A 26,278-nucleotide genomic window follows, 5' to 3' on the forward strand; every position below is an offset into this window, starting at 1 on the left:
GCTGCGGGTGTATATAGCCAGGGCTGTTATGGCAAGATCAATTCTTTAAGCAACTGAAACAGCTCTTTATAACCTTTCCCTGGTTTTTCTGCCTGTTGCTCTTTCTTTGCCTGACGTACCAGCTGTCTCAGCTTTTGGCGCTCCAGTGTCGGGTGTTCATCAAGTAGGGCGTTGATCTTGTCATCACCTTTGGCGATCAGCTCATCTCTGAGTTTTTCGACCTGATTGAGCAAGACATCGGCCTGATTATTCCTGTTCAATATCAGATCCAGGCTTTGCTGTAATTCATCTACATTGCTGGTGGTACGCAATTGTTTGGCGATGAAGTTCAGGTGACGGCGGTAAGCATCATGTTTTCCGCGTAGCTTGTCGGCCAGATCCATAGCTGCAACCAGTTCAGGGGTGAGCGGGATCTTCTCTCTTTGCTTCTTGCCTAACTGAGCGATATCAACACCTAGCTGATGGTACTGCTGCGCATCGCGTTTTAGCTCGCTTTTTGAGACGTAAATGATCTCTTCTTCTGGCTCTTGAGTCGGTTTTTTGGCCATGGTATCGCACTTAATCAAGTTATTAATGACCTGATTATACCAGAAGTAAGAAAAGCAGTAACGTCTGCGATTGCACCAGCTATATGTACGCATTACGCTTGCCAGGAAATCAGAATCTTTGTGCGAGTCACAGCGTAATGGCGCGGGCTGTGTTAGGATTAAGGAAGTACTATGATTTGTGGAAGAAAAACATGAGCCAGCAGCAAGATCCCATTTGGACGCAGATTGATGAAGTGAAACAAGCTGTGTCCGATGTCCTTGACTACGCAAAGCAACTTGGCGCGACCTCCGCTGAGGCGTCGATGAGTCGAACTTCGGGTTTGTCCGTTAGCACCCGTATGGGTGAAGTTGAAACGATTGAATTTAATCAAGATGGTGGTCTGGGCCTGAGTGTGTATGTGGGTCAACACAAAGGCTCGGCATCGACTGCCGATCTGGGCCCTGATGCCTTACGCTCTGTTGTGGAAAAAGCCGTTGAAATCGCCAGGTTTACCTCCGACGATCCGTGCAACGGTGTGGCTGATGCGGATCTTATGCCAACACAAGTGCCTGATTTGGATCTCTTTCATCCCTGGACTCTAACCCCGGAAGAAGGCGTAAAGCGATGTCTTGAAGCCGAGCAGGCCGCATTAAATTTTGACCCACGTATCGTTAATTCAGATGGTGCCAGTGTGGCCAGTCATCAGGGCTTACGTGTCTATGGCAATAGCCACGGGTTTTTGGCTGGTTTCCCGCGTACCCGGCATACATTAAGCACTATGGTGATTGGGGAAGAAAATGGCGTTATGCAACGTGACAACGCCTATTCTATCTCACGCTTGCATACTCAACTGCGCGATGCCACAGCTGTGGGGGTGGAAGCGGCGGAGTCAACACTGGCAAAGTTAAATAGCCGTAAGCTGGATACCATGCGGGTGCCTGTGGTGTTTCGTGCGGACATTGCTAACAGCCTGTTTGGTCATTTGGTATCGGCAATTGGCGGTGGTGCCTTATATCGAAAGTCGAGTTTCTTGCTGGATAGTTTGGGGAGCGAGGTGTTCAATTCCTGTGTTTCCATTAAGGAACAACCGCACATGCTGCAGGCCTTAGCGTCCAGTCCGTTTGATGCGGAAGGCGTGCGTACGGTTGAGCGCGATATCATCAAAGACGGCGTGCTGGAGACGTACCTGTTGCCCAGCTATGCCGCCAGACGTTTAGGTATGCGCAGCACCGGTCATGCCGGGGGGATCCACAACTGGCTGGTACAAGCAACGGAGCCGGATTTGGCTGCTTTACTACGCACCATGGGACGCGGCTTGTTAGTGACAGAGCTGATGGGGCAGGGCGTAAACACAGTCACAGGCGATTATTCGCGTGGTGCAGCGGGTTTTTGGGTAGAAAATGGCGAGATCCAATATCCGGTCAGTGAGATCACCATTGCTGGCAATCTCAAAGAGATGTTTAAGTCTGTCAAAGCCATTGGCGGAGACATTGAAACCCGAGGGGCAGTACAAACGGGTTCAGTGCTTATTGAAAGCATGCAAATTGCTGGTCAGTAACATGCGTACCAGGTATCTGGCTGCTTAAACCAGCAGCCAGGTCGCGGTGCCCAGAAAGGCGAAAATGCCTACTATGTCGGTGACCGTCGTTAGCACCACACTGCCTGCCAGAGCAGGATCTATATTCATTCTTTTCAGGATCAAAGGGATGCTGGCTCCGGCGATGCCTGCAGCGACCAGGTTCATAAACATCGCAAAGGCGATCACGCCACCGAGTACAAAATCCCATTGCCACAGCGCAATCACGCCTGCTATGAGCAGTGACCATAGCAGGCCATTTAATGCGCCAATGGCCAATTCTTTTCCGAGCAGAAAGCGTTGGTTAGTAGCATTTACATGGCCAAGTGCAATACCCCGAATAACCAGGGTCAGTGTCTGACTACCTGCAACCCCACCCATACTTGGCACTATGCCATTTAAGACAGCCAGGATCGGTAAAATATCTAAGGTGCCTTCAAAAAAGCTGGCAACAAAAGCGGCCATCAGTGCAGTAAGCAGGTTAATCCCTAACCAGATGGAGCGGCGCCGGCTACTTTTCCACACTGGTGCAAAGGTATCTTCCTCGTCATCAAGACCAGCCATACTCATCAGGCTGTGCTCTGCATCTTCACGAATGACATCAACGATGTCATCGATGGTGATACGGCCCAGCAGATGTGCGTTATCGTCGACGACCGGGGCTGAGATCCAGTTGTGGCGCTCAAACAACTGAGCGACATCGCTTTCATCCATGGAAATGGGAATGGTCTCACGCTCATCATTCATAAGCTCCTTGACGAGCTTATCAGGCTGGCTGGTGAGTAACATACTGATAGAAAGGGAACCCAAAAAGCAATTGTCTTTGTCAACAACGTACAGGTCATCCGTACCAGCAGGCAGGTCACCTTTAAGGCGCAAGTAACGCAAGACAACATCCAAAGATACATCCGGGCGAATGGTCACCGTATCTGTGTTCATCAGAGCGCCGGCGGAGTGCTCTACATAAGACAGTGCCTGTGTCGCTCGGGCTCTGTCTTGCGAGTCCATAGCACCGATAACATCCTGATAAACAGGGTCTGGCAGGCTTCTCAGGACCTCACCCAGGTCGTCATCGTCCATGTCCTCGGTTGCCGCAGCAATGAGCTCAGGCTCCATCTTGGCGATGATGCTGAGTCGTACGTCTTCTGACAGCTCCTCTAGCACGTCACCCTGAATATCCGGGTCAACCAACTGCCAAAGCAGAGTTCTGACCTTATGCGGAGAGGACTCAAGGAGTAATGCGGTGTCACAGGGCGGAATTTCGGCTAATGTGCGCCTGACTTGAACAAACTGACCACTGTTGAGGGCATTGGTAACTTGCTGTAATAGCTCCAGTGTGTAGTCTTGTTCAAAAACTTCAGGCATAGGCGTCCCAGATTGGATAGTCGACAATTAAGCTTGTCATGATTGTAAAGCGCGCTGATTATAGGCTTATGATAATTATAGCTGTTTTAATATCAATTAGTATAACTAAAAAGCAGCATTAAGTGATGCAAATAGCCTTGCTATAGTACAGCTGGTGGCTACGTAACAAGGGGAAGGGAGCTACTCGGATTCGTTAAATTTGTCGTCTATCAGATTACCAATTGCACTTAAAGCTTGCTCGGCATCAGGCCCTTCACATATGACTTTGACTTCCTTACCTTGACTGCTTTCCAGCAGCAGTAGCGCCAACACGCTGTCGCCCTCAGCCGCTTTGTCTCCCTGAAATAGCATGATATTGGCGTCAAACTGAGCGGAAAGCTCAGCCAGAACACTGGCTGCACGGGCATGCAGGCCCAATTTATTTTGGATCAAAAAGGTATCTTCAAAGCGTTGTGTCATTTTTCTTGTTCGCGGTGATGGATTTTCACGTTGCTATGTGTGCGGGCAAAGCGTTCACCCAACGTTTGAGCCAGGTAAACAGAGCGATGCTGACCGCCAGTACAACCAATCGAAATCGTCAGGTAACTGCGGTTGTTACGCTCAAGGTGTGGTAGCCAGGTTTGCACAAAAGTTTGTATTTGCCAGGTGAACTTTTGCACCAGACTATGGCTTGCTAGATAGTCAATGACAGGCTTATCTAGCCCAGTCAAAGGCTTAAGCTCTGGCTCCCAGTGAGGGTTAGGGAGAAAGCGGGCATCAAAAACATAATCAGCTTCTTTTGGGATACCATGCTTAAAACCAAATGATTCGAACGTAATAATTAATTGCTTGTCTTTTTTACCCAGTATCTTCTCACGGATCTGCTCTGCGAGCTGATGAATGCTCATGTCCGTTGTATCGATTGTAATATTAGCGCGACGGATCAATGGATCCAGCAGCTCTTTTTCTTTTTTGATCGCTTTGTCCAGCGATAGATCCGCTAACGACAGAGGGTGCAGACGGCGTGTTTCGGAGAAGCGGCGGATCAGGATTTGATCTTCACTATCCAGGTAAAAAATATTCGGCTCAGCAAATCCTGGTAAATACTCCAGAATATCGTCGAGTTCTTGCTGATCTTTTGGCAGGTTGCGCACATCAATACTGACGGCAATTTTATCGTAGCTGTCGGATACACTGCGCACTAACGCGGGCAGAAGGTTAACAGGGATATTATCGGCGCAGTAGTAACCAAGGTCTTCCAGTACACGCAAAGCGACCGATTTTCCCGAGCCAGAACGACCACTGACAATAATTAGCTGCACAAAAACTCTCCGTTAGTTGTCAAACTCTTCAATTATCGAGAATAACTCCTGATCATCGTGAGCTTGTCTGATACGTTTACAAAACACCTTGTTTTTAAGTTTATCAGCGATTGTTGCCAAGGTCTGCAAATGTTGTTGATTTTCTCCTTCAGGTACGATGAGTGCCACAAAAATGTCGACGGGTTGATTGTCGATGGCGTCAAAAGCAATACCTTGTTGATTAACGAGGAGCATAGCGACGACTTTATCGATCCCCGGAAGGCGGCCGTGGGGGAGTGCAATCCCTTTGCCGATACCTGTACTGCCAAGTTTTTCTCTACTGAGAAGTGAATCCAGAATTTCATGGGCATTGCTGTCTGGCAGCTGACTATGTGCCAACTCGCTGATGTATTCTAAAATACGTTTTTTGCTATTAAAAAGGACCGCAGCTTTGCTGCAGTCCTGTGAAATCAATGAGCTTAGTTTCATGATTAGTGTCGAGTTAGCTTCTCTTTGTGCTTGATCACCTGACGATCAAGCTTATCGATGAGTCCGTCTATTGCGGCATACATATCCCGGTGTTCGGTCGAGGCGAAAATCTCCCCTCCGTTCACATGTAATGTGGCTTCTGCTTTTTGGATGAGCTTTTCGACATCTAGGATTACATGCACATTGTTGATGTGATCAAAGTGCCTTTCTAGCTTCGCAAACTTGTTTGTTACATAGTCTCTTAACGAATCGGTGATTTCTACATGTCGACCAGTTAAATTTAGTTGCATAAGCATTTTCCTTCTGTAGTTACGTCTAAATCAAGCTTTTACGCTGATTCGACGGTGGGATAGCCAAAGACTCTCGGTATTTGGCAATTGTACGTCTAGCCACTTTGATCCCTTGATCTGCCAATACATCCGCGATTTTGCTGTCACTTAATGGCTTAGCTGTATTTTCTGCGGCAATTAGCTTTTTGATCAATGCTCTGATTGCAGTCGAAGAGCATTCTCCTCCGTTTTCAGTGCTGACATGGCTTGAGAAGAAATACTTCAACTCATAAATACCGCGAGGCGTGTGCATATACTTTTGCGTTGTTACACGTGAAATTGTGGACTCATGCATGTCGACCATTTCGGCCACATCATTGAGTACCATAGGTTTCATCGCCTCGGGGCCATGTTCAAAGAATGCCTGTTGTTGTTGCACAATGCAATTGGTAACTTTCAATAAAGTTTCATTGCGGCTTTCGAGACTTTTAATAAACCATTTTGCCTCTTGCAAGTGCGAGCGGATAAACTGACTGTCGGTGCTCGACTTGACTGAACGGGACATAGCGGCATAGTGATCGTTTACTCTTATCTTCGGCATAGAGTCCGGGTTGAGTTCAACAACCCAGCGGCCTTTCACTTTTTTCACCGAGACATCCGGTATCACATAGTCTGCTTCTTCTTGCACTATACTGGCGGCAGGCTTGGGGTTAAGGCTGTGGATCAGGGTCATGACTTCTTTAAGCTCAGCTTCTTTGAGCTTAGTCTTTTTCATCAAAGTTCGGTAGTCACGACTTGCGAGTAGATCGATATGTTCCGTCAGAATCTCTTTGGTTTGGGTTAACCACGGAGTGGCTGGATCAAACTGATTGAGCTGGATACACAAACATTCCTGCAAGCTGCGGGCTGCAATACCAACGGGATCAAATAATTGAACACGTTTCAGTACGGCTTCGACTTCATCCAATTCGATTTGTTCGTCGTCATTGTCCTGATTCATACTCTCAACAATGTCTTCGCAGCTGATAGTCAATAAACCAGCGTCGTCAACGGCTTCGACGATTGCCAGAGCAATGGCTCTGTCAGTTGGGCTAAAGGGAGTGAGCTCCAGTTGCCACATCATGTATTCTTGCAGCGTCTCAGAGGTTTTTCCCTGATAGATGGTTTCATCTTCTGGCATAGGGCCAGAGCTGCTTGCCGGGGCGGCACTGATGTACTCATCCCAGGTGACGTCCATTGCCAGATCGTCACTGACGGTGTCTTTGTTTAATGCAGCGTCGCTGTCTTGCTCATAGTCACTGACAGCCGAGTCCTCAAAGCTGTCACTATCATTGGTTGCGTGTTGATCTAACTCAGTATCCGATTTGGACTGTGTTTCATTATCGTGTGATTCAGACTCACCCTCTTCCACTTCCAACAAAGGATTGCTATCAAGCGCTTCTTGGATTTCTTGTTGGAGATCTAGCGTACTCAACTGTAACAGACGAATAGCCTGTTGCAGCTGTGGTGTCATTGTCAGTTGCTGCCCCATGCGCAGCTGTAGCGATTGCCTCATGTATCTCTAACAATCCTTTTTGTTATTTACTTCTAATCTTATAACTATAGCCTGAATTGCTCACCTAGGTAGACATCCCGCACGGTTTGATCGGCCAGAACATGCTCCGGGGTGCCTGCTGCTATCAGTTCACCATGTGACACTATATAAGCTTTCTCACAGACGTCCAGCGTTTCACGCACATTGTGGTCTGTAATCAATACGCCGATACCGCGGTTTTTTAGGTGTTCAATAATTTTCTTTATATCTAACACTGAAATGGGATCAACACCAGCGAAAGGCTCATCCAATAAGATAAATTTTGGATCTGCCGCAAGCGCGCGTGCAATTTCTACCCGACGCCGTTCACCGCCCGACAATGCCATGCCCTGGCTGTCACGGATATGCTGAATATTAAACTCATCTAATAACTCGTTGAGGATAACTTCTCTTTGCTCTTTACTGAGTGCTTTTCGGGTTTCCAGAATCGCCATCAGATTTTGATACACTGTGAGTTTACGGAAAATCGAGGATTCTTGTGGCAAATAACCTATGCCCAGGCGTGCTCGGCTGTGCATTGGGAGTAAAGTGATATCTTGATCATCAATATGAATGCTGCCTTTGTCACTCGGCACTAAACCTACGATCATATAGAAAGTCGTGGTTTTACCCGCACCATTAGGGCCAAGCAGGCCAACAATGCTGCCTGCCTCAACGCTCAATTCAACGTTTTTGACAACTTGTCTGCCCTTGTAGCTCTTGGCCAGGGCAGTTGCTGTTAACTTACTCACGGATTACCCTTCTTTTGTGCATTCTTACTGCTCTCTTTTTCGGGCAAAAGAATGGTTCTTACACGATTTTTCTCTTGTTCACCCCGTTGTGCGCTGATCAGCTTTTTCTCCATATCATAGACTATGGTTTGTGCGCTGATTTTCTGGCCTGCCTGGCTTATTTCTGCACCTCCTTTGATGGTCAGCATACGATTTGCCACGTCATAACGCACTTCTTTGGCGGTTGCTTTTAGTAACGAACCATCAGCCTGGCGCTCCTGAAATACCGCCGGGTTACCTGTAGCGACCAGTAGTTGTTTGTTTTTTCCCAGCTCTTCTCTGCGGTGGACCTCAAGGCGATCTGCCAAAATTGTCCTGTCGCCATGGATGATTTCAACGTTTTCTTCGAATACGCCAATGTTGGTTTGTAATTGTGCCAGCTGAGTACCCGAGCTGATAATGACCTGATCGACTACCTTTTCTTCTGCATAAGCGCTGGGTTGAAATGCACTTAATGTACACAGTAGGATCAGGGAATAAGTTAATTTATTGCTCATAATAAATCGTTTTAGTGTGGTTGATGAGTTCAATGATTTCGGTATTGAGATCGGCAACCAACCCCTTGCCCGAAATGGTTAAGTTAGGCCCGGTAATTTCAACAGGGTGTTCGGAACGCATATGCTTTTCGCTAATATCGACTTGCACATGATCCGCATTGATGTGCTTTATCATTGCGTTGTCGGTCAGATTTGTAGCTTGTACCTGGCCTTCTAATATGAGTGTGTTATTACCATATAATGTGGCTTCATTGGCCTTTAGTTGCCAGTTTTGCTGATCGTTATGAAGCGTAAAAATAGGTGCTGTAAAGTGGCTGAAGCCAAGCTCCTGATAGAGCTCCATTCTATCTGCGGTGATCTGATAGCTCAGCTGGCCATTCTCAGCATAATTAGTCTGCTTAAGGTCGAGAGCAACATAATCAGGTTTGGCTAATACTTCTTCAGACTTTGGCGCTGTTTGTCCTGACTGGGTTAAATAAGGATACCACAGCCAAAGCATCGTCAGACTGAATACAATGAGCAACAGGACGCGGAGCACGGTCATATACTGCTGCCTTCATATCCCAGGGATTTATCCTGGCACAGTAATAGCAAGTCGGTCAGTTCACGCACAGCACCATAGCCGCCAGGTAGCAGGGTGGTATAGTCCGCCTGGCGGATGACCATTGGGTGTGCGTCATTCACTGCAACAGATAAACCGACTTTGAGCATCACGGGTAAATCCGGTGCGTCATCACCAATATATGCGACTTCATGATCTGCAAGTTGCAGCTTGTCTTTCAGCTCAGCATAGCCTTGCAACTTGTCTTCCATCCCCTGATAGATATGTTTAACGTTGAGGCTAGTCATACGTTGCTTAACTATCTGTGAATGGCGGCCCGTGATCACTGCGACTTCAACGCCAGCGTTGATCAGTGCTTTGATGCCAAAACCGTCTTTGGTATTAAATGCCTTTAGCTCTTCCCCTTGGTTACCCAGATAGATACGGCCATCGGAAAACACCCCATCGATGTCGCAGATCAGTAGTTTAATTGCTTGTGCTTTACGGACAATGGTGTCGTCAATGGGCTGGTAAAGATCAGAAAACAGCATTTATAAAACTCCTGCTCGCAGTAAATCCTGCATATTTAACGCGCCGATTGGGCAACCTTGTGCATCAATAACAATGAGACCATTGATGCGTTTTTTCTCCATGATATGCAATGCTTCTGCGGCCAGCATATCCTGTGTCACTGTGGTACAGTGTTTCGTCATCACAGACTCAATTAAAGTGTTGTGCAAATCGAGTCGTTGTTCAATAATTCGGCGTAAGTCTCCATCTGTGAATAAGCCTTTGAGCTGACCCTTGTCATCGACAATGGTTGTCATACCCAGGCCTTTACCAGACATTTCAAACAAGGCATCAGTGATAGTGCAGCCTTGCGACACAATGGGCACCGCTTTACCTGTGTGCATCACATCCGCGAGTGTTAGCAGCAGACGTTTTCCCAGGCTGCCACCGGGATGAGACAAGGCAAAATCATCAGCCGTAAAGCCTCGTGCCTCCAATAACGCTACCGCCAACGCATCTCCCATTACCAGAGTAGCAGTGGTGCTGGCTGTCGGCGCAAGCCCCAGCGGGCAGGCTTCTTTTGACACTTTAATACACAGGTGGATATCTGCCAGTTTGGCCATGCTTGATTCAGCATTCCCTGTCATGCTGATGACCTGTGCGCCAATACGTTTTATCACAGGCACAATGGCGAGTACCTCATGGGTTTCTCCGGAATTCGAGATCAGCAGCACAACGTCATCTGCTGTGATCATTCCCAAGTCGCCATGGCTTGCTTCTCCCGGGTGCACAAAAAAAGCCGGTGTGCCGGTGCTGGCAAGCGTGGCTGCTATTTTATTACCAATATGACCTGACTTGCCCATACCAACGACAATGATACGACCACGGCATTGCAGCATGAGTTCACAGGCAGCGGTAAACTGTGCGTCGATATACTGAGTAATTTCTTCTATAGCTTGTTGCTCTATCTCAAGTACTTGTTTGGCGGAACCAATAAAATTGTAGGTGCTCATGCTGCTTCCTTAAATAATGAAGTACATATAACCGGCGAACGCGCTAAGCAGCAAGCCACCTTCAATACGATTGATTTGCCGGCGACCTTTCAGGCTCAGGCTCATCAGCACCAGCGCAGCAGTGGCGCCAAGCATGACATAAATGTCCCGACTTGCGATGTTACTGTCCAGCGTTGCTGGATTGAGGATCCCTGCAATAGACAAAACCGCTAAAATATTAAAGATATTCGAACCGATAATGTTGCCAAGCACCAGGTCGTCTTCATTCTTGAGGACTCCGGCAACACAGGCAGCGAGTTCAGGTAAGCTTGTTCCGATCGCGATAATTGTCAGGCCGATGAGTAAGTCACTCATGCCAAAATATTTTGCAATATCTACCGCAGAATCGACCAGATAATCGGCACTGACAGGTAGCAGAATCATACCGACGACCAGCCAGAATAAGGCTTTGCCCATGGGAACGTCGTTGGGAACTTCATCACAGGCTTCCGAAATCAGCGGATCGTCCTGGTCAGTTTTACCTGCTTTTGAGATATAAATGAGGCCGCCGATAAAAGCCAAAAAACCAATGAGCAACAGCCAGCCTTCGAGTGCACTAAAATGGTTATCACTGATGATGAACCAGGCTGCCAACGACACGAAGACCAGTAGCGGCATTTCACGCTTCAAAATGCCTGAACCTACGGCAAGCGGGCGCAATAATGCAGTGATACCAAGCACCATCATGATGTTGGCAATATTTGAGCCCACGGCATTGCCAACAGCCGTGTCTGTTTTGTCAACCAGTGCGGCTTGCGCGGCGACCATCATTTCAGGTGCTGAGGAGCCCATTGCAACGATAGTCAAACCCACAATTAACGTTGGTACCCCAAGGTTTTTAGCCAGTGCAGCTGCGCCATACACGAAGCGATCTGCACTCCAAACCAGGGCAATGAATCCAAGAATGAGAATGACAAACGATAAAACCATGAAGTCTAAGCCAAGTTACTAAATTCAATGGCGCTGATAGTATCAAATAGCTTATCAAATGTATAAATAAAGTCATCGGCTTTGGGTCATGCAAATGCATATAATAGTGTCAATTTCCCACAATAATTGTGGCGAATGAATTACAAAATTTTACCATTAAGGGTTTTCCATCTCGTAGCAAAACAACGTATTATTCCACAATTGAAAAAGTATGATGTGGAGAGCGACTTGACGCAGTCAATAGTTGAAGTCAGGGATTTGACCTTTTCTCGTGGTGAAAGGACAATCTACAAAAACATGAGTTTCTCCGTTCCCAAAGGGAAAATTACGGCAATCATGGGACCCAGTGGTATCGGTAAAACCACCATGTTGCGTCTGATCGGAGGTCAACTCAAGCCGGATAGCGGTGAGATTCTCTTCTCTGGTGACAGCATTCCTTCTATGTCCCGTCAGGCATTATATCAGGCACGTAAGCGTATGAGCATGTTGTTCCAAAGCGGGGCCTTGTTCACGGATATGTCTGTTTTTGACAATATTGCCTTCCCGTTGCGAGAGCACACCAAACTGAGTGAAGAACTAATTCGCTTGGTGGTATTGATGAAGCTACAGGCAGTTGGCTTGCGTGGGGCCCGTGATCTCATGCCTTCGGAGTTATCGGGTGGTATGGCGCGCCGTGCAGCCTTGGCCAGAGCCATTGCACTTGACCCAGAACTAATCATGTATGACGAGCCGTTTGCAGGGCAGGATCCCATTTCTATGGGAGTCCTGGTGCGCCTGATTAAATCGCTGAATGAAGTCTTGGGGTTATCCTCATTGATCGTAACGCATGATGTAACTGAGGTACTGAGTATTGCCGACCATGTTGTGATCATTGCCGAGCAAGGTGTGATCGGTAGTGGCACGCCTGAGCAGATGTTGGCTCATGATTCACCTCTGGTACAACAATTCTTGCAAGGTCATTCAGATGGGCCTGTACCATTCCACTTTGATGCAGCTCCTTATGAGGATGAGTTACTTGCAGGAGGAAGCCGTTAATGGATTTTTTGCAGAAATTAGGCCATAAGACGCTGAGTCGATTTGCGTCACTAGGCCGGGCGACCAGAATGCTGATAGGGGCACTGTGTAGTATGCCCAATTTCAGAAAAGGCGGACCTCTGCTGGTTCGCCAATTGTATATGGTTGGCCACCAATCGCTCCTTATTATTATGGTGTCGGGTCTGTTTATCGGCATGGTACTGGCTTTACAAGGATATACGGTACTCGTAGATTACGGGGCCGAAGACAGCCTCGGTCCGCTTGTTGCGCTGAGTTTATTGCGTGAACTCGGGCCCGTGGTAACGGCATTGCTATTTGCTGGCCGGGCAGGCAGTGCATTGACCGCGGAAATAGGCCTGATGAAAGCGACTGAGCAATTATCCAGTCTTGAAATGATGGCAATTGACCCATTAAAACGGGTGATTTCACCGCGTTTTTGGGCTGGCTTCATCAGTATGCCGCTACTTGCATTGATTTTCTCGGCCATCGCCATTCTCGGTGCACACTTAGTTGGCGTCGATTGGCTGGGTGTTGATTCAGGCAGCTTCTGGTCCATTATGCAATCTCAGGTTTCGTTCGAGCAGGATATTGTCAATGGTTTGATTAAAAGTTTTGTATTTGCGCTCATTGTGACCTGGATTGCGCTATACAAAGGGTATGACTGTATCCCAACGTCCGAGGGGATCAGTAAAGCCACCACAGAAACGGTGGTTCATTCTTCTCTTGCTGTTCTGGGCTTTGACTTTGTTCTGACAGCAGTGATGTTTTCAAGTTAAGGGTTTGTAGAAACATGAATACACGGAAAATAGAAATACTTGTCGGCCTGTTCGTTGCCTTGGGTGTGGCCGCCTTTGTTATGCTAGCACTCAAAGTTGCGAATGCAGGGATCAGCGGCAATAGTGAAACCTACACACTGCAGGCTAAATTTGACAACATCGGCTCACTTAAAACACGTGCACCTATTAAAGTAGGCGGGGTGGTGATTGGTCGTGTTGATGGGATCAGTATCCATCCACAAGAATTTGTACCAGTCGTGAGCATGAGTATTGACAAACATTACGAGTGTCAGTTCTCAGACACGACGTCTGTTTCCATTTTGACTTCAGGTATTTTGGGCGAGCAATATCTGGGAATTTCTCCGGTGATCGCTTCTAAATCTGCCAAGCAAACATGTCTGGGCGAAGAAGTGGCCAATAACGATGAGCTCGATCTGGGTGAATTATTTGGCGTGGAAAGCGCGGCACTCAAAAATGGTGACATGATCACCGACACCAAATCGGCATTGGTTCTGGAAGAACTGATTGGCCAATTCCTGTTTAATCAAAGTAGTGAGTAATAACCATGATGGCGAAAGTTTTGGGTTTCTTCGCAAGTGTTTTTCTAATTGGACTTGCCAGCACAGTATCTGCCAGTGAGGTAGATATGACCAACCCTTATACTATGGTGCAACAAGTTGCAGACAACACCTTTAAACGCGTGACCCAAGATCAGGCTAAAATTGAGCAGAGCAAAGAGCACCTTAGGGTGATCGTTGAAGAAGAGCTGCTGCCGTATATCGATTACAAATATGCCGCCTATCGTGTATTGGGTAGTCATATTCAGAAAGTCCGCAATATCGAAGATAAAGAAGAGAAGCGCCAGGCGATAGAACATATCCGTACTTTTATTGACGTGTTTAAGTCATATCTGGTTGCAACCTATGCGGGTGTATTCACTCAATACACAGATCAGAAAGTCGAGTTTGAACCAGCACGTGATGCGGAAGATGATAAAATTGCCATTGTGAAAACTAAGATCGTGGAAGCCGGGAAGCCGGATATTAAAATCGATTTTAAAGTGCGCCGCGATAGCAATGGCCAGTGGCGTGCCTTTGACATGATGGCTGAAGGGATCAGTCTATTGGATGCCAAGCAATCTGAGCTGCACGGCATTTTACGTCAGCAAGGTATTGAGCATGTAATCGAGTTACTGGACAAGAAAAGCAAACTGCCCGTGCAGTTTCGAGGTGATGACGGCAATGCCTAATTTGCAATTTACCAAACCCGCCGCTGATACAGTGGCGGTTATCGGGGAATTAACCCGAGATAGTCTCACAAATGAATCGCTTCTTAACCAGTTGCTAGAAAATGCGCAGTCAGTCTTGTATTTTGATCTTTCTGAGGTATCCAGGGTTGACACCGCGGGCTTAGCTTGGTTAATTCACTCTTTAGGCAAATTAAAGCAGCAAGACGTACGTCTTGAGTTAAAAAATGTACCTGATCAGCTACAAAACCTAATGGCATTAGGTCAGGTCAGTAACCTATTTGAGTGAGTCCAATGGAAACAAACCAAGTCGAAGCTTTACTACAAGAAGCGCTGGAACTTGACGAAGTCAAAGTTAAATCAGAAGGTAGCCATTACGAAGTGATCGCAGTTGGCGGCTGTTTTGAAGATCTGCGTCGGGTTAAGCGCGAGCAAATGGTCTATGCCCCTCTGATGGAAGTGATTAAAGACGGCACTATCCACGCCGTCAGCATCAAAGCTTTTACGCCCACTGAGTGGCAGCGCGAGCGCAAATTTATCTTACCTCAATAATCTGGAGCCACAATGGATCAGTTTGTTATCCAAGGTGGCACCACTTTAAACGGTGAAGTCACTATTTCCGGGGCTAAAAACGCAGCCCTGCCAATTCTGTTTGCGGCGCTACTTGCCGATGGAAAAAGCACATTCAGTAATGTACCAAGACTCAGAGATATAGGGACTACAGAAGCCTTACTACGCACCTTAGGTGCTGAGGTCAACTGGCGTGGCCAGTTGTTAGAGATTGATGGCGCTAAGGTCGACAAAGTGCTGGCACCTTATGAGCTGGTTAAGCAAATGCGTGCGTCAGTACTGGCACTAGGTCCCTTGCTTGCCCGCTTTGGGAAGGCACAGGTATCATTACCCGGTGGCTGTGCTATCGGCGCACGACCCGTTGATTTACATATTGCCGGGTTGGAGAAAATGGGCGCGACCATCCGCGTTGAAAACGGTTATATCAATGCTGATATTGCACAGGGTAAACGATTACATGGAGCCGAAATCTTCATGGAAACGGTCTCTGTTGGCGCAACTGAAAACCTCTTGATGGCGGCAACGCTGGCAGAAGGCAAAACGGTGTTGGAAAATGCCGCGCGCGAGCCCGAAATCGTCAATCTGGCAGAGTGTCTGGTTGCCATGGGGGCCAAGATATCCGGTGCCGGCTCCAGTCGTATTGAAGTTGAGGGGGTGGAAGCCCTGCGAGGTTGTGAACACAAGATCCTTCCTGACAGAATTGAGACTGGTACCTTTTTAGTTGCCGCTGCGATGAGTGGTGGAGAGGTTTTGTGTAAAAACACCGATTATCATAGCCTTGAGCCTGTGCTGGATAAACTGCGTGATGCTAACGCCTTAGTTGAGGTGGCAGAAGACAGCATTTTTGTCAGTATGCAGGGCCGGACACTGCAAGGCGTGAATATTAAAACCATGCCACACCCTGGCTTTCCAACCGATATGCAAGCGCAGTTTACGGCATTGAATGTGGTTGCCAATGGCAGCGCAACCATCACGGAGACGATTTTCGAAAATCGCTTTATGCATGTCCCTGAATTGCAACGTATGGGCGCAAACATTCGCCTTGAAGGCAACACCGCGTATTGTGGTGAGACTGAGTTTCTTTCTGGCGCTCAGGTCATGGCGACGGATCTGCGTGCCTCTGCGAGTCTGATCCTAACCGGGATTGTTGCCAGTGGTGAAACCGTTGTCGATCGTATTTATCATGTTGACCGTGGATACCAGCGTATAGAGGATAAGCTCAGTAAGCTGGGCGCTAAGATAAAGCGTCGCCATAATTAAGCACATTTATGATTATGAAAAAGCGAGCTGAGCTCGCTTTTTTGTTTTCTTCACCCCGTTTCAGAGGGCTAATAAATCGGGGTTTCCAGCTCAGCGACTTCTACCATAAAGGTCAGATGGCGATCGCCTCGATACACCTCAAATTCTAACTGAGTGCCAGGTGCGGTATTGCCTATCTTACGCAAAGTTTGTTGTGGATTCTTAACGGGCTCACCGGCTACTTTTGTCACTATATCATTTTCCTTCATACCGGCTTGCCAGGCAGGGCCCAAGGGGTCGAGGTCGCTAATCCTTAAGCCGACAATGGTGGTATAGACATTGGTGACTTCCTGACCTGTATTATCGACGGGAGTGCCTCGAAAACCCAGATAGCCACGGATCACCCGACCATCTTTGATTAGTTTGGCCATTACATCTTTGGCCAGTGAATAAGGCACCGCGAATGAAATACCCTGAATATCGATATTATATCTGGCCCTGAACTGGGCAGAGGTGATACCAACGAGATCACCGTTTGAGTTCACCAGTGCACCTCCTGAGTTACCCATATTCACAGCCGCATCCATTTGCAGCAGGCTGTTGTATTGGCTGTCGGTCAGCGTCTGTTTTCCGGTGGCGCTAATGATACCCTGGGTAATGGTTTGTCCCAGGTTCAGCGGGTTGCCGATGGCCAGCACCACATCGCCGACTTGCGGGTTAAACGCATCATCAACCGGGATAACCGGAAGATGCTCAGCTTTAATTTTTAGCAGGGCCAGGTCGGTGATGGTGTCATATCCTACCAATTGTACTTCGTTAAATAAGCGACCATCTGGCAGCAATACAATGATTTGATCGGCATTATTGACGACGTGGTAATTAGTCAGGATATAGCCTTCTCGACTCATGATCACACCTGAGCCGAGTTCCTGAACCGTATTTTGTCGTTTAAATCTTGGCTGGTTGCTAAAGCTTTCGGAGAAAATTGATACCACCGCAGGCGCTGCACGATTAACGCCGGAGGCGAAGCTCATATGTTGCGTGGTGTAGTGGCTGTTGAGGTTGAGGCGCAGTGCATTTTGACGTAACTCGGGCGTGAGCCAGATGATAATCAATGCCAGACCTAAACCAACGAAGATCGGCGGGACAATAAGCTTGAATAATTTAAACACGGCTATTTTTTATCTAGTTATCGGTGTAGAAAGTAATGATGGCATAATTAACAATAATCTGCATTAAGACAAAACCTGCTAGGAGTTTAAATCTGTCCTCGAATAAGTTGAAAATCTTTATTTATGACAAATAAATTGAGCGGTTACTTCAACTTGCAGAGACTGACTCGTGTGACAGTGAGTACTTAATTACTGGCTGGTAAAAACATACACAGCGACGGGGCCGCTGTGTATGTTTTGTGTTTAAACGTAATGATGCGAGTGGGGTAGGTTACTGAATGAGATAGAACACCGAGTCGCGACCCCGCTTAATGCCCAGAACAATATTGCCCTGAATGTCGTCGATCAGGCGTTTCATATCTCGGACCGATGCAACGCGCTGACGGTTAACCTGCATAATCACATCCCCCTCCTGAAGTCCGACTCTTGCAGCCGGAGAGCGTTCCTCAACGGACACCACCACAATACCCTGGTTGCCATTGCGTTCACCGCTCTCCAGTACCGCACCTTGCAGGCTAGGGTGAATACGGTCTGCTTCCGCACGTTGCTCACTCGCACCTTTCAGTTCAACATTGAGTGTGCGGGTATCACCGTCTCGGTAGACTTCAATTCTGACTTTTTTCCCTTCGCCAAGAGTTGCAATCTTACCGCGCAGCTCTTCGAAGCTTTCAATTTTATCGCCATTGAGCGCAACGATGACATCGTTGGCTTTAATGCCGGCTTCATCTGCCGCTGAATCTTTGACGACCTCCTGAACAAAGGCACCTTGTTTGACGTCGAAGCCCTGCGCTTTAGCCAAACCTGCATCGAGCGTTCGTCCCCGGATCCCCAGTGAACCACGACGCACCTGACCATACTCAATGATCTGATCAACCAGGTTCTTCATCATATTAGAAGGGATAGCAAAGCCGATACCGACATTTCCGCCCGAGGCACCCAATATGGCAGTGTTGATCCCGATCAGTTCACCACGCAGGTTAACCAGTGCACCACCAGAGTTCCCTTGGTTGATGGCGGCATCGGTCTGGATAAAATCTTCATACCCTTCGATATTCAGACCACTACGACCCAATGCGCTGACAATACCGGAGGTGACGGTGTGGCTCAGGCCGAATGGGTTACCAATGGCAACGGAGAAGTCGCCGACTCTAAGCTTGTCTGAGTCAGCCAGCTTAACGGCGGTGAGATCTTCCCCTTCAATCTGTAACAGGGCAATATCCGACTCTTTATCAGTACCGACCAGTTCAGCTTTGAACTCTCGGCCATCCTTAAGTGTTACGATAATATTGTCGGCTTCGTCGATGACGTGGTTATTGGTCACGACATAGCCTTCGTCTGCATCAATGATCACGCCCGAGCCTAAGCCGCTAAAAGGACGCTTTTGAGAGCGCGGGGCGGGGTTACCAAAAAAGAAATCAAATGGATCAACGCGTCGGCGTACTTCTTTTGCACCAGATACCTGAATACTGACCACCCCGGGAGTGACCTTTTCTAACATCGGGGCCAGTGTCGGCAGCTGCTGGCCGTCGACGGCAACAGGCAGGCGTGCATGACTGGTTTCGGGTAATAAGAGTAAGCTTGAAGAAAGTAGCGCTGCGGTAAGTAATGATAATTTCAGTTTCATAGTCGTGGAATTCTCCTGGAAACAGCGTTAGTCCGTTGGATGATGCGCCATAACGCACCACCCATTATTCAATTGCTATTTCTACAGACTATGGGGTCAAAAAAAAGTTCATCAAGAGGCTTTTAATTGCTCATTTTGTGACCCTTCTCCTTTGAACAGGCCGCTTTCTCCTTCGACATAGTCACTTGGTGGAGCATCATGAGTTTGCTCACTTGCACGGCGTTTCTCGTCTCGCATGTGTAACGAGGCGTGTAACTGCTCGGTGGTTTCTTTAGAGAAAAAAGGCTCATCTGGCAGCGTTTTCTCCTGACTAAGGAGTTGTTTACCTTGCTCAAAGTGGCGATTGAGCAGGCTGTAGTTTTCTTCCAGTTTAGCCATTAGCTTTTTGCTGTCAGCCAGATGGTCAGTAACATCCTGACGATATTGCTCTAATGCATGTTGTGCTTCCTGCGCTTTTTGTTCCAGTTCATCATGCTTGAAGCGTTTTTTAGTGAGTTGCGTGCCGGCAAAAAATGCGGCCAGTGCGACTATTACAAGGATCCCGAACCAGGCGATTGTCGTCATAAAGTACTCCTGTTAATGGTGCGGAAGGTGCCGCACCGAATGCAAAAAAATAATCGACTTCGATAGCTTAAATATACGCTGAGTTTCGATGCGTGTTAATATAGCGGGCAAATAAAACTGCTCTTCGACACTAAAAAAGATGATGACGCCCTGGGAAAAGTACCAACAAGACTTACAGCGTGATGACTTTCACTATGACAGCGCACAGGAAAATGCCGTCAGGCACCTGCAAAGACTTTATGACGATCTGGCTAATCAGGTGCCGGTCAAAAAAAGTCTGTTAGGCAGCCTGTTTGGTCTGAAAAAGACACAACAGCCTAAAGTCAAAGGGTTATATTTCTGGGGTGGGGTAGGTCGCGGAAAAACTTATCTGGTAGATACGTTTTATGAAGCCCTGCCAACTGAGCGAAAAATGCGGGTGCATTTCCACCGTTTTATGCACCGGGTTCATGATGAACTGAAAAAGCTCAAAGAAGTGAAAAACCCGCTTGAAGTGGTGGCGGATATTTTCAAGGCCGAAACGGATATTATCTGCTTTGATGAGTTTTTTGTGCAGGACATTACCGACGCCATGTTGCTGGGTGGCTTGATGGAAGCCTTATTTGAACGCGGCATAGTGCTGGTTGCGACCTCCAATATCATCCCTGATGAGTTGTATCGCAATGGTTTGCAACGTGCACGCTTTTTACCTGCTATCGCTTTGGTGAATGAAAATACCGACGTGGTTAATGTGGATTCGGGGATAGACTACCGCTTGCGGACTCTGGAGCAGGCCGAAATCTTTCACAGCCCCTTGGGCAAAGAAGCCGACGACAACCTGTTTGAGTACTTTGATAAGCTGTCGCCTGAGCCGGGCAAGCTAAATGAACCAATTGAGATTGAAGGGCGCCTGATCCAGACCCGTAAAGTGTCTGACTGCATTGTTATGTTCGACTTTAGTGCCTTGTGTGAAACCGCACGCTCTCAGGTAGATTACATGGAGATCAGCCGCCTGTATAACACAGTGATCTTATCGGATGTAAAACAGATGGGACAAAATAATGATGACGCGGCACGGCGCTTTATTGCTCTGGTGGATGAATTTTATGAGCGTAACGTAACGCTGATCATTTCCGCAGAGGCACCGATCACTGAACTGTATACCGACGGCACGCTGAACTTTGAGTTTAAGCGGTGTATCAGTCGCTTGCAGGAAATGCAGTCGCTGGAATACCTCGCCCGGGAGCACCTGGCATAACGCCTGAACCATTCCGTTTCACACATATGTCAGAGAATGGCATGTTTTTTGTGGAAAAAACAGCCATCCCCTAGCATCGTGGCAAAACCCTTGCTATAATCCGCGGCCTGCCACGTTGCGTTACTATTGCCCTCGTCGGCTTAGCCACTGACTTGAGCGGCAAAAAAGTCTTAAACTCGAAGGGGTTAAAGCACCAAAAAGTAGAGCGGTAGTCATTCGGACTACCTGTGGTTTTAACTGAAAACTTTGGATTTTTATAATGAAAACGTTTGTTGCTAAACCAGAAACTGTAAAACGTGACTGGTACGTAGTTGACGCTGAAGGTAAAACTTTAGGTCGCATTGCTACTGAAATCGCTTCTCGCCTGCGCGGTAAGCATAAAGCTGAGTACACTCCACATGTTGACACTGGTGATTACATCATCGTTATCAACGCTGAGAAAGTTACTGTAACTGGTAACAAAGCTCAGGACAAAATGTACTATGCACACTCTGGTTACCCAGGTGGCCTTAAATCTGTAAACTTCGAAAAACTTCAAGCTAAAAAGCCTGAAATGATCATCGAAAAAGCAGTTAAAGGCATGTTACCTCGCGGTCCTCTGGGTCGTGAAATGTTCCGTAAACTTAAAGTTTACGCTGGTAACGAGCATAACCACGCGGCTCAACAGCCTCAGGTTCTAGACATTTAAGGAGCACTACTCATGGCAAATCAATACTACGGTACAGGTCGTCGTAAAAGTTCAAGTGCTCGCGTATTCCTACGCCCAGGCACTGGCAACATCGTAATTAATCAGCGTTCTATCGAAGAGTACTTCGGTCGTGAAACTTCTCGCATGGTTGTTCGTCAGCCTCTAGAGCTAGTTGAAATGACAGAAAAGTTTGACCTATACATCACTGTTGCAGGTGGTGGTTCAACTGGTCAAGCTGGTGCTATCCGTCACGGTATCACTCGTGCACTAATGGAGTTTGACGAGTCACTACGTCCTTCTCTACGTAAAGCTGGCTTTGTTACTCGCGACGCTCGTCAAGTTGAGCGTAAGAAAGTTGGTCTTAAGAAAGCACGTAAGAAGACTCAGTTCTCAAAACGTTAATTTATTACGTTTCAGAATTGCAAAAACCCAGCCTCGTGCTGGGTTTTTTGTTTTTAGGCGACTCAAATCTCGGTGTTTTTTGCTGTCTCGTTTCTTTGAGTTTGCAACATACATTCTCTCGACCTGCTTTATGGTCAAAAAAGTTCAATAATTATAATAATTAGTCGAGTTCGGACGATATCTCAGCGCATTTTTTTGCTACAATTGCGGGGCAAGTAATGAGTCGCGAAAACACTGGTTAAATTTTGATAGCTCACCAGCAGAGCTTGATCTTAGTCAGTGAAAGGTCGCGTATGACGTTTTACCATAGTAAATCGGCTTCATGCTCGAAGTAACCAATCCCCTAATATTCGTGGGTTTATTCGGGCATGGTGCTGGAATAACCTTGTTTTAATCAAGGGATTTATTTATGATCGCGTCTATTTTGTAGTTTCTTAAAATTAACCTGCTGTAACTGATGTTCTCAATATAGCAAGTGTTGAGAATCATAGTGGAGATAAGTGGATGAGCAATGCGCCTGTAGACAACAGCCGACGTCGCTTCTTAACTATCGCTACCTCTGTCGTAGGTGGCGTTGGTGCGGTTGGAGCTGCTGTTCCTTTTATTGCGTCTTGGAATCCGAGTGAGCGAGCTAAATCTGCAGGTGCGCCTGTAGAAGTAGATATCAGCAAGCTTGAGCCTGGACAATTGATTCGTGTTGAGTGGCGAGGCAAACCTGTATGGGTTGTTTATCGTACGCCTGCGATGTTGGATGAAATGAAAAAACACGAAGGTAACCTTCGTGATCCTAACTCAGAAGAGCCACAACAGCTCGACTCTGCCAAAAACTCTCACCGTTCTAAGCGTCCTGAGATTTTTGTCGCAGTCGGTATTTGTACTCACTTAGGTTGTTCTCCGTCATTCCTCAATGGTGGTTTTGGTGAAAAGGTTGAAGGTACTGAGCATGGTTTCTTCTGTCCTTGTCACGGTTCTAAGTTCGATATGGCCGGCCGGGTATTCCAGGCTGTACCAGCTCCGTTGAACCTGGAAATCCCGCCTTATACCTTTATTGACGACACTACCATTTTGGTAGGTGAAGAAGAAGGGGTTGCATAATGACTGCGAAGGTTGATAAGCCAGGCGCAATCGGCGCTGTGATGAACTGGATTGACGATCGTATTCCTATGACGCGTGTCTGGAATATGCATATCGCGCAATACCCAGCACCTAAAAACTTTAACTTCTGGTACCTGTTTGGCTCGCTTGCCATTTTGGTATTGGTTAACCAGATCCTGACTGGTATCTGGCTGACAATGAACTATGTTCCTTCAGGCGAAGGCGCATTTGCTTCAATTGAATACATCATGCGTGATGTAGAGTACGGTTGGTTACTTCGTTATTTGCATTCGACCGGTGCGTCGGCATTCTTCATTGTGGTTTATTTGCACATGTTCCGTGGCATGATCTATGGCTCCTACCAGAAGCCGCGTGAACTGCTGTGGGTATTCGGTATGCTGATCTTCCTGGCACTGATGGCTGAAGCTTTCATGGGCTACTTACTCCCTTGGGGTCAGATGTCATTCTGGGGTGCGCAGGTAATCATTTCATTGTTTGGTGCAATCCCGGTGATTGGTGATGACCTGACACTGTGGATCCGTGGTGACTACGTAATCTCAGGTGCCACTTTGAACCGTTTCTTTGCACTGCACGTAATTGCATTGCCTCTGGTACTGGTTATTCTGGTATTCCTGCACATTGTTGCGCTACACGAAGTGGGTTCAAACAACCCTGACGGTATCGAAATCAAACGTAAAAAAGGCACGGTTGCTGAAGAAGACAAGCCTAAATTTAAATTCCATGAGTACTACACGAGTAAGAAAGACATCGTTGATGCGATCCCTTTCCACCCGTATTACACCGTTAAAGATATTCTGGGTGTGGCTGGCTTCTTAATCCTGTTCTGTTGGGTGGTATTCTTTATGCCTGAAATGAACGGTTTCTTCTTAGAAGCGCCTAACTTTGAAGCGGCTAACCCGCTGAAAACACCAGAGCATATTTTCCCGGTTTGGTACTTCACACCTTTCTACGCCATCTTGCGTGCAATCCCTGACAAGTTGATGGGGGTTATTGCGATGGGGGTGTCTATCGTGATGCTGGCACTGCTGCCTTGGTTAGACCGTGGTAAGGTTCGTTCAATCCGCTACCGTAGTGGTATCCACAAGCTGAACATTGCTCAGTTCGTTGTTACCTTCTTCATTCTGGGTTGGGCTGGTGCAACACCACAAACTGTGACTTCAACAATCTTGTCACAGATTTGTACCGTAACCTACTTCATGTTCTTCGTATTGCTGTTTATCTACTCGAAGAATGAAACGACTAAGCCATTGCCTACGAGGTTGACGAAATGATGAAAAAGCTACTGATTGGTTTATTCGCATTGCTGCCTACCTTTGCAATGGCAGCCGGTCCGTCGGTTCCTTTACTGGAAGCGAACCATGACCTGACTGATAATGCGTCTTTGCAACGCGGTGCTAAGTTGTTCATGAACTACTGCCTGGGTTGTCACCAGATGCAGTATCAGCGTTATGAGCGCACGTTCCGCGATATCGGTATCCCGGTTGAGATTGGTAAAGAGACGCTGATTTTTGATGACTCAAAAGTCGGTGGTCACATTCTTAACGCGATGGACACTGATGACGCTGCAAAATGGTTTGGTGCTGCGCCACCAGACCTGACTCTGGTTGCACGTGTACGTGGTGCTGACTGGGTATATACTTACCTGAAGTCGTTCTACGTTGACGAAAGCCGTCCGTTTGGTGTAAATAACTCAGTGTTCCCACTGGTTGGTATGCCACACGTTCTGCAGGAGTTGCAAGGTGTGCCTACTGCAGAGTTCGAAGAAGTAGAAGAGCACGGCGTAAAAGTTCAGAAAGTGAAAAGCATCACAACAGATGGCTCAGGTGAGTTGAGCGCGGATGAGTATGATCAGGCGGTTCGTGACCTGACTAACTTCCTGGCTTATGTTGGTGAACCTTCACGCCTTCAATCAGAAGCGATGGGTATCAAAGTACTTGGCTTCCTGGTTATCTTCTTCATTCTGGCATTCCTGCTGAAGAAAGAATACTGGAGAGATGTCCATTAATCTGGACACTTACCAGCAATTGATGCAATAGGGGCTTAAGCCCCTATTGCTGTTTTTATCGATTTTATTACATAAAATTGGTATTAAAGTGATGTTATTACTTTGTCATTAATTTATGGAGGTAGGCATGGCCGTTGCTGCCAATAAGCGCCCTGTTATGACTCTTTTCTCCGGTGCAAACTGTATGTACAGCCATCAGGTTCGTATCGTATTGGCCGAGAAAGGGGTAAGTGTCGATATTCATCTGGCCGAAAAGGACAACTTGCCAGAGGCACTACATGAGATTAACCCTTATGGTACAGTTCCCACTCTGATCGACAGAGAGTTAGGTCTGTATCAGGCAAATATCATAATGGAATACTTAGATGAGCGTTTCCCTCATCCTCCATTAATGCCTGTCTACCCTGTTATGCGTGGTCGCAGTCGTCTGATGATGCACCGTATTGAAACTGATTGGTACAGCTTGGCGGAAAAAATTGCGCAAGGTGGTGCTGATGCTGAACAAGCGCGTAAAGAGCTGACAGAAGCGTTACTTGCGATTGCGCCTATCTTTAGCGAAGCGCCTTACTTCATGAGTGAAGAGTTCAGCCTGGTTGATTGTTATCTGGCTCCACTGTTGTGGCGTTTACCACAGCTTGGCATTGACTTGTCAGGTGCAGGTGCAAAAGAGCTGAAAGAATATATGTTGCGTTTATTTGAACGTGATTCATTCCAGGCTTCATTGACCGAAGCTGAGCGAGAGATCCGCAGCTAATGACTTCAAATCGCCCCTACCTATTACGTGCTTTCTATGACTGGATTGTTGATAACCAGTGTACACCGCATATCGTGGTTGATGCTGAGTATCCGGCGGTTGAGGTACCACGTCAGTTTGTTCAGCAGGGGCAGATTGTGCTGAATGTGAGTCCTTCAGCAGCTGCTAACTTCTTAATGGACAATGACGCACTGAGCTTCAATGCGCGTTTCTCTGGTCAGCCTATGCAGGTATATGTACCGATTGGTGCAGTATTGGCCATCTATGCGCGTGAAAATGGTGAAGGTACGATCTTCTCCGAGCCGGATTTACCGCAAGATGATGAGGCTTCAGAAGAACACGCTCAGACTCAAGAAGTGATGACTGAGGAGCCTGTTGAAGCCCCTTCAACAGAGAAAGAAACGTCTGAAAAGACGAAAAAGCCCTCGCATCTGAGAGTGATTAAGTAG

The 26,278-nt window shown here is 47.2% G+C and carries 32 protein-coding genes; 16 read left to right on the forward strand and 16 right to left on the reverse strand.

The features are described 5' to 3' along the window. Positions 1 to 26: 26 nt before the first annotated feature. Positions 27 to 548, reverse strand: a complete 522-nt coding sequence (yjgA, locus tag ACXAH1_RS01865; protein WP_475193325.1) for a ribosome biogenesis factor YjgA — start codon at positions 546 to 548, stop codon at positions 27 to 29. Positions 549 to 739: 191 nt separating this feature from the next. On the opposite strand from yjgA, the gene pmbA reads away from it, so the two are divergent. Continuing rightward, on the forward strand, positions 740 to 2,086 hold the full coding sequence (gene pmbA, locus ACXAH1_RS01870; RefSeq protein WP_475193327.1) for a metalloprotease PmbA: 1,347 nt from the start codon (positions 740 to 742) through the stop codon (positions 2,084 to 2,086). A gap of 24 nt (positions 2,087 to 2,110) precedes the next feature. Here the strand turns inward: pmbA and mgtE are convergent, their stop codons facing one another. The 12 genes from mgtE to ACXAH1_RS01930 all read right to left on the reverse strand — a co-directional run bounded on the left by mgtE (position 2,111) and on the right by ACXAH1_RS01930 (position 11,401). Then, the gene (gene mgtE, locus ACXAH1_RS01875) at positions 2,111 to 3,469 is read right to left on the reverse strand and encodes a magnesium transporter (protein WP_138546508.1); all 1,359 of its coding nucleotides are present in this window, start codon (positions 3,467 to 3,469) and stop codon (positions 2,111 to 2,113) included. A gap of 180 nt (positions 3,470 to 3,649) precedes the next feature. Continuing rightward, positions 3,650 to 3,928, reverse strand: a complete 279-nt coding sequence (locus ACXAH1_RS01880; RefSeq protein ID WP_475193328.1) for an HPr family phosphocarrier protein — start codon at positions 3,926 to 3,928, stop codon at positions 3,650 to 3,652. Continuing rightward, on the reverse strand, positions 3,925 to 4,770 hold the full coding sequence (gene rapZ, locus ACXAH1_RS01885; RefSeq protein ID WP_138546510.1) for an RNase adapter RapZ: 846 nt from the start codon (positions 4,768 to 4,770) through the stop codon (positions 3,925 to 3,927). Before rapZ ends, ACXAH1_RS01880 begins: the two co-directional genes overlap by 4 nt. Positions 4,771 to 4,782: 12 nt before the next feature. After that, on the reverse strand, positions 4,783 to 5,238 hold the full coding sequence (locus ACXAH1_RS01890; protein WP_475193332.1) for a PTS sugar transporter subunit IIA: 456 nt from the start codon (positions 5,236 to 5,238) through the stop codon (positions 4,783 to 4,785). Between the two features lie 2 nt (positions 5,239 to 5,240). Continuing rightward, the gene (gene hpf / locus ACXAH1_RS01895; RefSeq protein ID WP_010386630.1) at positions 5,241 to 5,528 is read right to left on the reverse strand and encodes a ribosome hibernation promoting factor; all 288 of its coding nucleotides are present in this window, start codon (positions 5,526 to 5,528) and stop codon (positions 5,241 to 5,243) included. 25 nt (positions 5,529 to 5,553) lie between these two features. After that, complete coding sequence (locus ACXAH1_RS01900; protein WP_475193334.1) at positions 5,554 to 7,062, reverse strand: RNA polymerase factor sigma-54; 1,509 nt, start codon at positions 7,060 to 7,062, stop codon at positions 5,554 to 5,556. Positions 7,063 to 7,106: 44 nt separating this feature from the next. Beyond that, complete coding sequence (lptB, locus tag ACXAH1_RS01905) at positions 7,107 to 7,832, reverse strand: LPS export ABC transporter ATP-binding protein (RefSeq protein ID WP_253048062.1); 726 nt, start codon at positions 7,830 to 7,832, stop codon at positions 7,107 to 7,109. Beyond that, complete coding sequence (lptA, locus tag ACXAH1_RS01910) at positions 7,829 to 8,368, reverse strand: lipopolysaccharide transport periplasmic protein LptA (protein WP_253048063.1); 540 nt, start codon at positions 8,366 to 8,368, stop codon at positions 7,829 to 7,831. Before lptA ends, lptB begins: the two co-directional genes overlap by 4 nt. Then, the gene (gene lptC / locus ACXAH1_RS01915; RefSeq protein WP_475193336.1) at positions 8,358 to 8,912 is read right to left on the reverse strand and encodes an LPS export ABC transporter periplasmic protein LptC; all 555 of its coding nucleotides are present in this window, start codon (positions 8,910 to 8,912) and stop codon (positions 8,358 to 8,360) included. Before lptC ends, lptA begins: the two co-directional genes overlap by 11 nt. Continuing rightward, positions 8,909 to 9,460 (reverse strand): 3-deoxy-manno-octulosonate-8-phosphatase KdsC, encoded by a 552-nt coding sequence (kdsC, locus tag ACXAH1_RS01920; protein WP_475193337.1) that lies wholly within the window; start codon positions 9,458 to 9,460, stop codon positions 8,909 to 8,911. The genes lptC and kdsC overlap by 4 nt, the downstream gene beginning before the upstream one ends. After that, positions 9,461 to 10,432: a KpsF/GutQ family sugar-phosphate isomerase gene (locus ACXAH1_RS01925; protein ID WP_475193339.1), complete on the reverse strand. Its 972-nt coding sequence runs from the start codon at positions 10,430 to 10,432 to the stop codon at positions 9,461 to 9,463. Positions 10,433 to 10,441: 9 nt separating this feature from the next. Then, complete coding sequence (locus ACXAH1_RS01930) at positions 10,442 to 11,401, reverse strand: calcium/sodium antiporter (protein ID WP_475193340.1); 960 nt, start codon at positions 11,399 to 11,401, stop codon at positions 10,442 to 10,444. Between the two features lie 228 nt (positions 11,402 to 11,629). Between ACXAH1_RS01930 and ACXAH1_RS01935 the strand changes: the two genes are divergently transcribed. The 7 genes from ACXAH1_RS01935 to murA are packed head-to-tail and all read left to right on the forward strand — an operon-like array spanning position 11,630 to position 16,288. Next, complete coding sequence (locus ACXAH1_RS01935; protein ID WP_253048068.1) at positions 11,630 to 12,436, forward strand: ATP-binding cassette domain-containing protein; 807 nt, start codon at positions 11,630 to 11,632, stop codon at positions 12,434 to 12,436. Beyond that, positions 12,436 to 13,212 (forward strand): lipid asymmetry maintenance ABC transporter permease subunit MlaE, encoded by a 777-nt coding sequence (gene mlaE / locus ACXAH1_RS01940; RefSeq protein WP_253048069.1) that lies wholly within the window; start codon positions 12,436 to 12,438, stop codon positions 13,210 to 13,212. Before ACXAH1_RS01935 ends, mlaE begins: the two co-directional genes overlap by 1 nt. 14 nt (positions 13,213 to 13,226) lie before the next feature. Then, positions 13,227 to 13,772: an outer membrane lipid asymmetry maintenance protein MlaD gene (gene mlaD, locus ACXAH1_RS01945; protein ID WP_253048070.1), complete on the forward strand. Its 546-nt coding sequence runs from the start codon at positions 13,227 to 13,229 to the stop codon at positions 13,770 to 13,772. A 5-nt stretch (positions 13,773 to 13,777) separates the two neighbouring features. Then, the gene (locus tag ACXAH1_RS01950; protein WP_475193346.1) at positions 13,778 to 14,461 is read left to right on the forward strand and encodes an MlaC/ttg2D family ABC transporter substrate-binding protein; all 684 of its coding nucleotides are present in this window, start codon (positions 13,778 to 13,780) and stop codon (positions 14,459 to 14,461) included. Continuing rightward, entirely contained in the window at positions 14,454 to 14,747 is a 294-nt protein-coding gene (locus ACXAH1_RS01955) for an STAS domain-containing protein (RefSeq protein ID WP_253048071.1), read from the forward strand. Before ACXAH1_RS01950 ends, ACXAH1_RS01955 begins: the two co-directional genes overlap by 8 nt. A gap of 5 nt (positions 14,748 to 14,752) precedes the next feature. Then, complete coding sequence (locus ACXAH1_RS01960) at positions 14,753 to 15,010, forward strand: BolA family protein (protein ID WP_010386610.1); 258 nt, start codon at positions 14,753 to 14,755, stop codon at positions 15,008 to 15,010. 12 nt (positions 15,011 to 15,022) lie between these two features. Further along, entirely contained in the window at positions 15,023 to 16,288 is a 1,266-nt protein-coding gene (gene murA, locus ACXAH1_RS01965) for a UDP-N-acetylglucosamine 1-carboxyvinyltransferase (protein ID WP_253048072.1), read from the forward strand. A gap of 68 nt (positions 16,289 to 16,356) precedes the next feature. Here murA and ACXAH1_RS01970 read toward each other — a convergent pair whose 3' ends face one another. From ACXAH1_RS01970 to ACXAH1_RS01980, 3 genes are all read right to left on the reverse strand, one after another. Beyond that, positions 16,357 to 17,439 (reverse strand): trypsin-like peptidase domain-containing protein, encoded by a 1,083-nt coding sequence (locus tag ACXAH1_RS01970; protein ID WP_475193349.1) that lies wholly within the window; start codon positions 17,437 to 17,439, stop codon positions 16,357 to 16,359. Positions 17,440 to 17,710: 271 nt separating this feature from the next. Then, the gene (locus ACXAH1_RS01975) at positions 17,711 to 19,063 is read right to left on the reverse strand and encodes a DegQ family serine endoprotease (protein WP_475193351.1); all 1,353 of its coding nucleotides are present in this window, start codon (positions 19,061 to 19,063) and stop codon (positions 17,711 to 17,713) included. A 111-nt stretch (positions 19,064 to 19,174) separates the two neighbouring features. After that, the gene (locus tag ACXAH1_RS01980; RefSeq protein WP_475193353.1) at positions 19,175 to 19,627 is read right to left on the reverse strand and encodes a Z-ring associated ZapG family protein; all 453 of its coding nucleotides are present in this window, start codon (positions 19,625 to 19,627) and stop codon (positions 19,175 to 19,177) included. A 142-nt stretch (positions 19,628 to 19,769) separates the two neighbouring features. On the opposite strand from ACXAH1_RS01980, the gene zapE reads away from it, so the two are divergent. From zapE to ACXAH1_RS02020, 8 genes are all read left to right on the forward strand, one after another. Next, positions 19,770 to 20,864: a cell division protein ZapE gene (gene zapE / locus ACXAH1_RS01985; protein ID WP_138546538.1), complete on the forward strand. Its 1,095-nt coding sequence runs from the start codon at positions 19,770 to 19,772 to the stop codon at positions 20,862 to 20,864. 259 nt (positions 20,865 to 21,123) lie between these two features. Next, a complete protein-coding gene (gene rplM, locus ACXAH1_RS01990; protein ID WP_010386604.1) occupies positions 21,124 to 21,552 on the forward strand; it encodes a 50S ribosomal protein L13 in 429 nt (142 codons plus the stop codon). A gap of 12 nt (positions 21,553 to 21,564) precedes the next feature. Further along, entirely contained in the window at positions 21,565 to 21,954 is a 390-nt protein-coding gene (rpsI, locus tag ACXAH1_RS01995; RefSeq protein WP_010386602.1) for a 30S ribosomal protein S9, read from the forward strand. A gap of 504 nt (positions 21,955 to 22,458) precedes the next feature. Then, positions 22,459 to 23,049 (forward strand): ubiquinol-cytochrome c reductase iron-sulfur subunit, encoded by a 591-nt coding sequence (gene petA, locus ACXAH1_RS02000; RefSeq protein WP_054014295.1) that lies wholly within the window; start codon positions 22,459 to 22,461, stop codon positions 23,047 to 23,049. Then, entirely contained in the window at positions 23,049 to 24,341 is a 1,293-nt protein-coding gene (locus tag ACXAH1_RS02005; RefSeq protein ID WP_475193356.1) for a cytochrome b, read from the forward strand. The genes petA and ACXAH1_RS02005 overlap by 1 nt, the downstream gene beginning before the upstream one ends. Then, the gene (locus ACXAH1_RS02010) at positions 24,338 to 25,075 is read left to right on the forward strand and encodes a cytochrome c1 (RefSeq protein WP_054014297.1); all 738 of its coding nucleotides are present in this window, start codon (positions 24,338 to 24,340) and stop codon (positions 25,073 to 25,075) included. Before ACXAH1_RS02005 ends, ACXAH1_RS02010 begins: the two co-directional genes overlap by 4 nt. A 127-nt stretch (positions 25,076 to 25,202) precedes the next feature. Beyond that, positions 25,203 to 25,829: a stringent starvation protein SspA gene (gene sspA / locus ACXAH1_RS02015; protein WP_010386598.1), complete on the forward strand. Its 627-nt coding sequence runs from the start codon at positions 25,203 to 25,205 to the stop codon at positions 25,827 to 25,829. Continuing rightward, positions 25,829 to 26,278, forward strand: coding sequence for a ClpXP protease specificity-enhancing factor (locus ACXAH1_RS02020; protein ID WP_253048076.1), 450 nt, complete (start codon positions 25,829 to 25,831; stop codon positions 26,276 to 26,278). The genes sspA and ACXAH1_RS02020 overlap by 1 nt, the downstream gene beginning before the upstream one ends.

Source organism: Pseudoalteromonas sp. AWH4_217, from assembly GCF_056161105.1.

Bases quoted from the DNA above. Each gene is read 5' to 3' on its own strand.
- yjgA (WP_475193325.1), bottom strand. From the start codon at position 548: ATGGCCAAAAAACCGACTCAAGAGCCAGAAGAAGAGATCATTTACGTC.
- pmbA (WP_475193327.1), top strand. From the start codon at position 740: ATGAGCCAGCAGCAAGATCCCATTTGGACGCAGATTGATGAAGTGAAA.
- mgtE (WP_138546508.1), bottom strand. From the start codon at position 3,469: ATGCCTGAAGTTTTTGAACAAGACTACACACTGGAGCTATTACAGCAA.
- ACXAH1_RS01880 (WP_475193328.1), bottom strand. From the start codon at position 3,928: ATGACACAACGCTTTGAAGATACCTTTTTGATCCAAAATAAATTGGGC.
- ACXAH1_RS01890 (WP_475193332.1), bottom strand. From the start codon at position 5,238: ATGAAACTAAGCTCATTGATTTCACAGGACTGCAGCAAAGCTGCGGTC.
- hpf (WP_010386630.1), bottom strand. From the start codon at position 5,528: ATGCAACTAAATTTAACTGGTCGACATGTAGAAATCACCGATTCGTTA.
- ACXAH1_RS01900 (WP_475193334.1), bottom strand. From the start codon at position 7,062: ATGAGGCAATCGCTACAGCTGCGCATGGGGCAGCAACTGACAATGACA.
- lptA (WP_253048063.1), bottom strand. From the start codon at position 8,368: ATGAGCAATAAATTAACTTATTCCCTGATCCTACTGTGTACATTAAGT.
- lptC (WP_475193336.1), bottom strand. From the start codon at position 8,912: ATGACCGTGCTCCGCGTCCTGTTGCTCATTGTATTCAGTCTGACGATG.
- kdsC (WP_475193337.1), bottom strand. From the start codon at position 9,460: ATGCTGTTTTCTGATCTTTACCAGCCCATTGACGACACCATTGTCCGT.
- ACXAH1_RS01925 (WP_475193339.1), bottom strand. From the start codon at position 10,432: ATGAGCACCTACAATTTTATTGGTTCCGCCAAACAAGTACTTGAGATA.
- ACXAH1_RS01930 (WP_475193340.1), bottom strand. From the start codon at position 11,401: ATGGTTTTATCGTTTGTCATTCTCATTCTTGGATTCATTGCCCTGGTT.
- mlaE (WP_253048069.1), top strand. From the start codon at position 12,436: ATGGATTTTTTGCAGAAATTAGGCCATAAGACGCTGAGTCGATTTGCG.
- mlaD (WP_253048070.1), top strand. From the start codon at position 13,227: ATGAATACACGGAAAATAGAAATACTTGTCGGCCTGTTCGTTGCCTTG.
- ACXAH1_RS01950 (WP_475193346.1), top strand. From the start codon at position 13,778: ATGATGGCGAAAGTTTTGGGTTTCTTCGCAAGTGTTTTTCTAATTGGA.
- ACXAH1_RS01955 (WP_253048071.1), top strand. From the start codon at position 14,454: ATGCCTAATTTGCAATTTACCAAACCCGCCGCTGATACAGTGGCGGTT.
- ACXAH1_RS01960 (WP_010386610.1), top strand. From the start codon at position 14,753: ATGGAAACAAACCAAGTCGAAGCTTTACTACAAGAAGCGCTGGAACTT.
- murA (WP_253048072.1), top strand. From the start codon at position 15,023: ATGGATCAGTTTGTTATCCAAGGTGGCACCACTTTAAACGGTGAAGTC.
- ACXAH1_RS01975 (WP_475193351.1), bottom strand. From the start codon at position 19,063: ATGAAACTGAAATTATCATTACTTACCGCAGCGCTACTTTCTTCAAGC.
- ACXAH1_RS01980 (WP_475193353.1), bottom strand. From the start codon at position 19,627: ATGACGACAATCGCCTGGTTCGGGATCCTTGTAATAGTCGCACTGGCC.
- zapE (WP_138546538.1), top strand. From the start codon at position 19,770: ATGACGCCCTGGGAAAAGTACCAACAAGACTTACAGCGTGATGACTTT.
- rplM (WP_010386604.1), top strand. From the start codon at position 21,124: ATGAAAACGTTTGTTGCTAAACCAGAAACTGTAAAACGTGACTGGTAC.
- rpsI (WP_010386602.1), top strand. From the start codon at position 21,565: ATGGCAAATCAATACTACGGTACAGGTCGTCGTAAAAGTTCAAGTGCT.
- petA (WP_054014295.1), top strand. From the start codon at position 22,459: ATGAGCAATGCGCCTGTAGACAACAGCCGACGTCGCTTCTTAACTATC.
- ACXAH1_RS02005 (WP_475193356.1), top strand. From the start codon at position 23,049: ATGACTGCGAAGGTTGATAAGCCAGGCGCAATCGGCGCTGTGATGAAC.
- ACXAH1_RS02010 (WP_054014297.1), top strand. From the start codon at position 24,338: ATGATGAAAAAGCTACTGATTGGTTTATTCGCATTGCTGCCTACCTTT.
- sspA (WP_010386598.1), top strand. From the start codon at position 25,203: ATGGCCGTTGCTGCCAATAAGCGCCCTGTTATGACTCTTTTCTCCGGT.
- ACXAH1_RS02020 (WP_253048076.1), top strand. From the start codon at position 25,829: ATGACTTCAAATCGCCCCTACCTATTACGTGCTTTCTATGACTGGATT.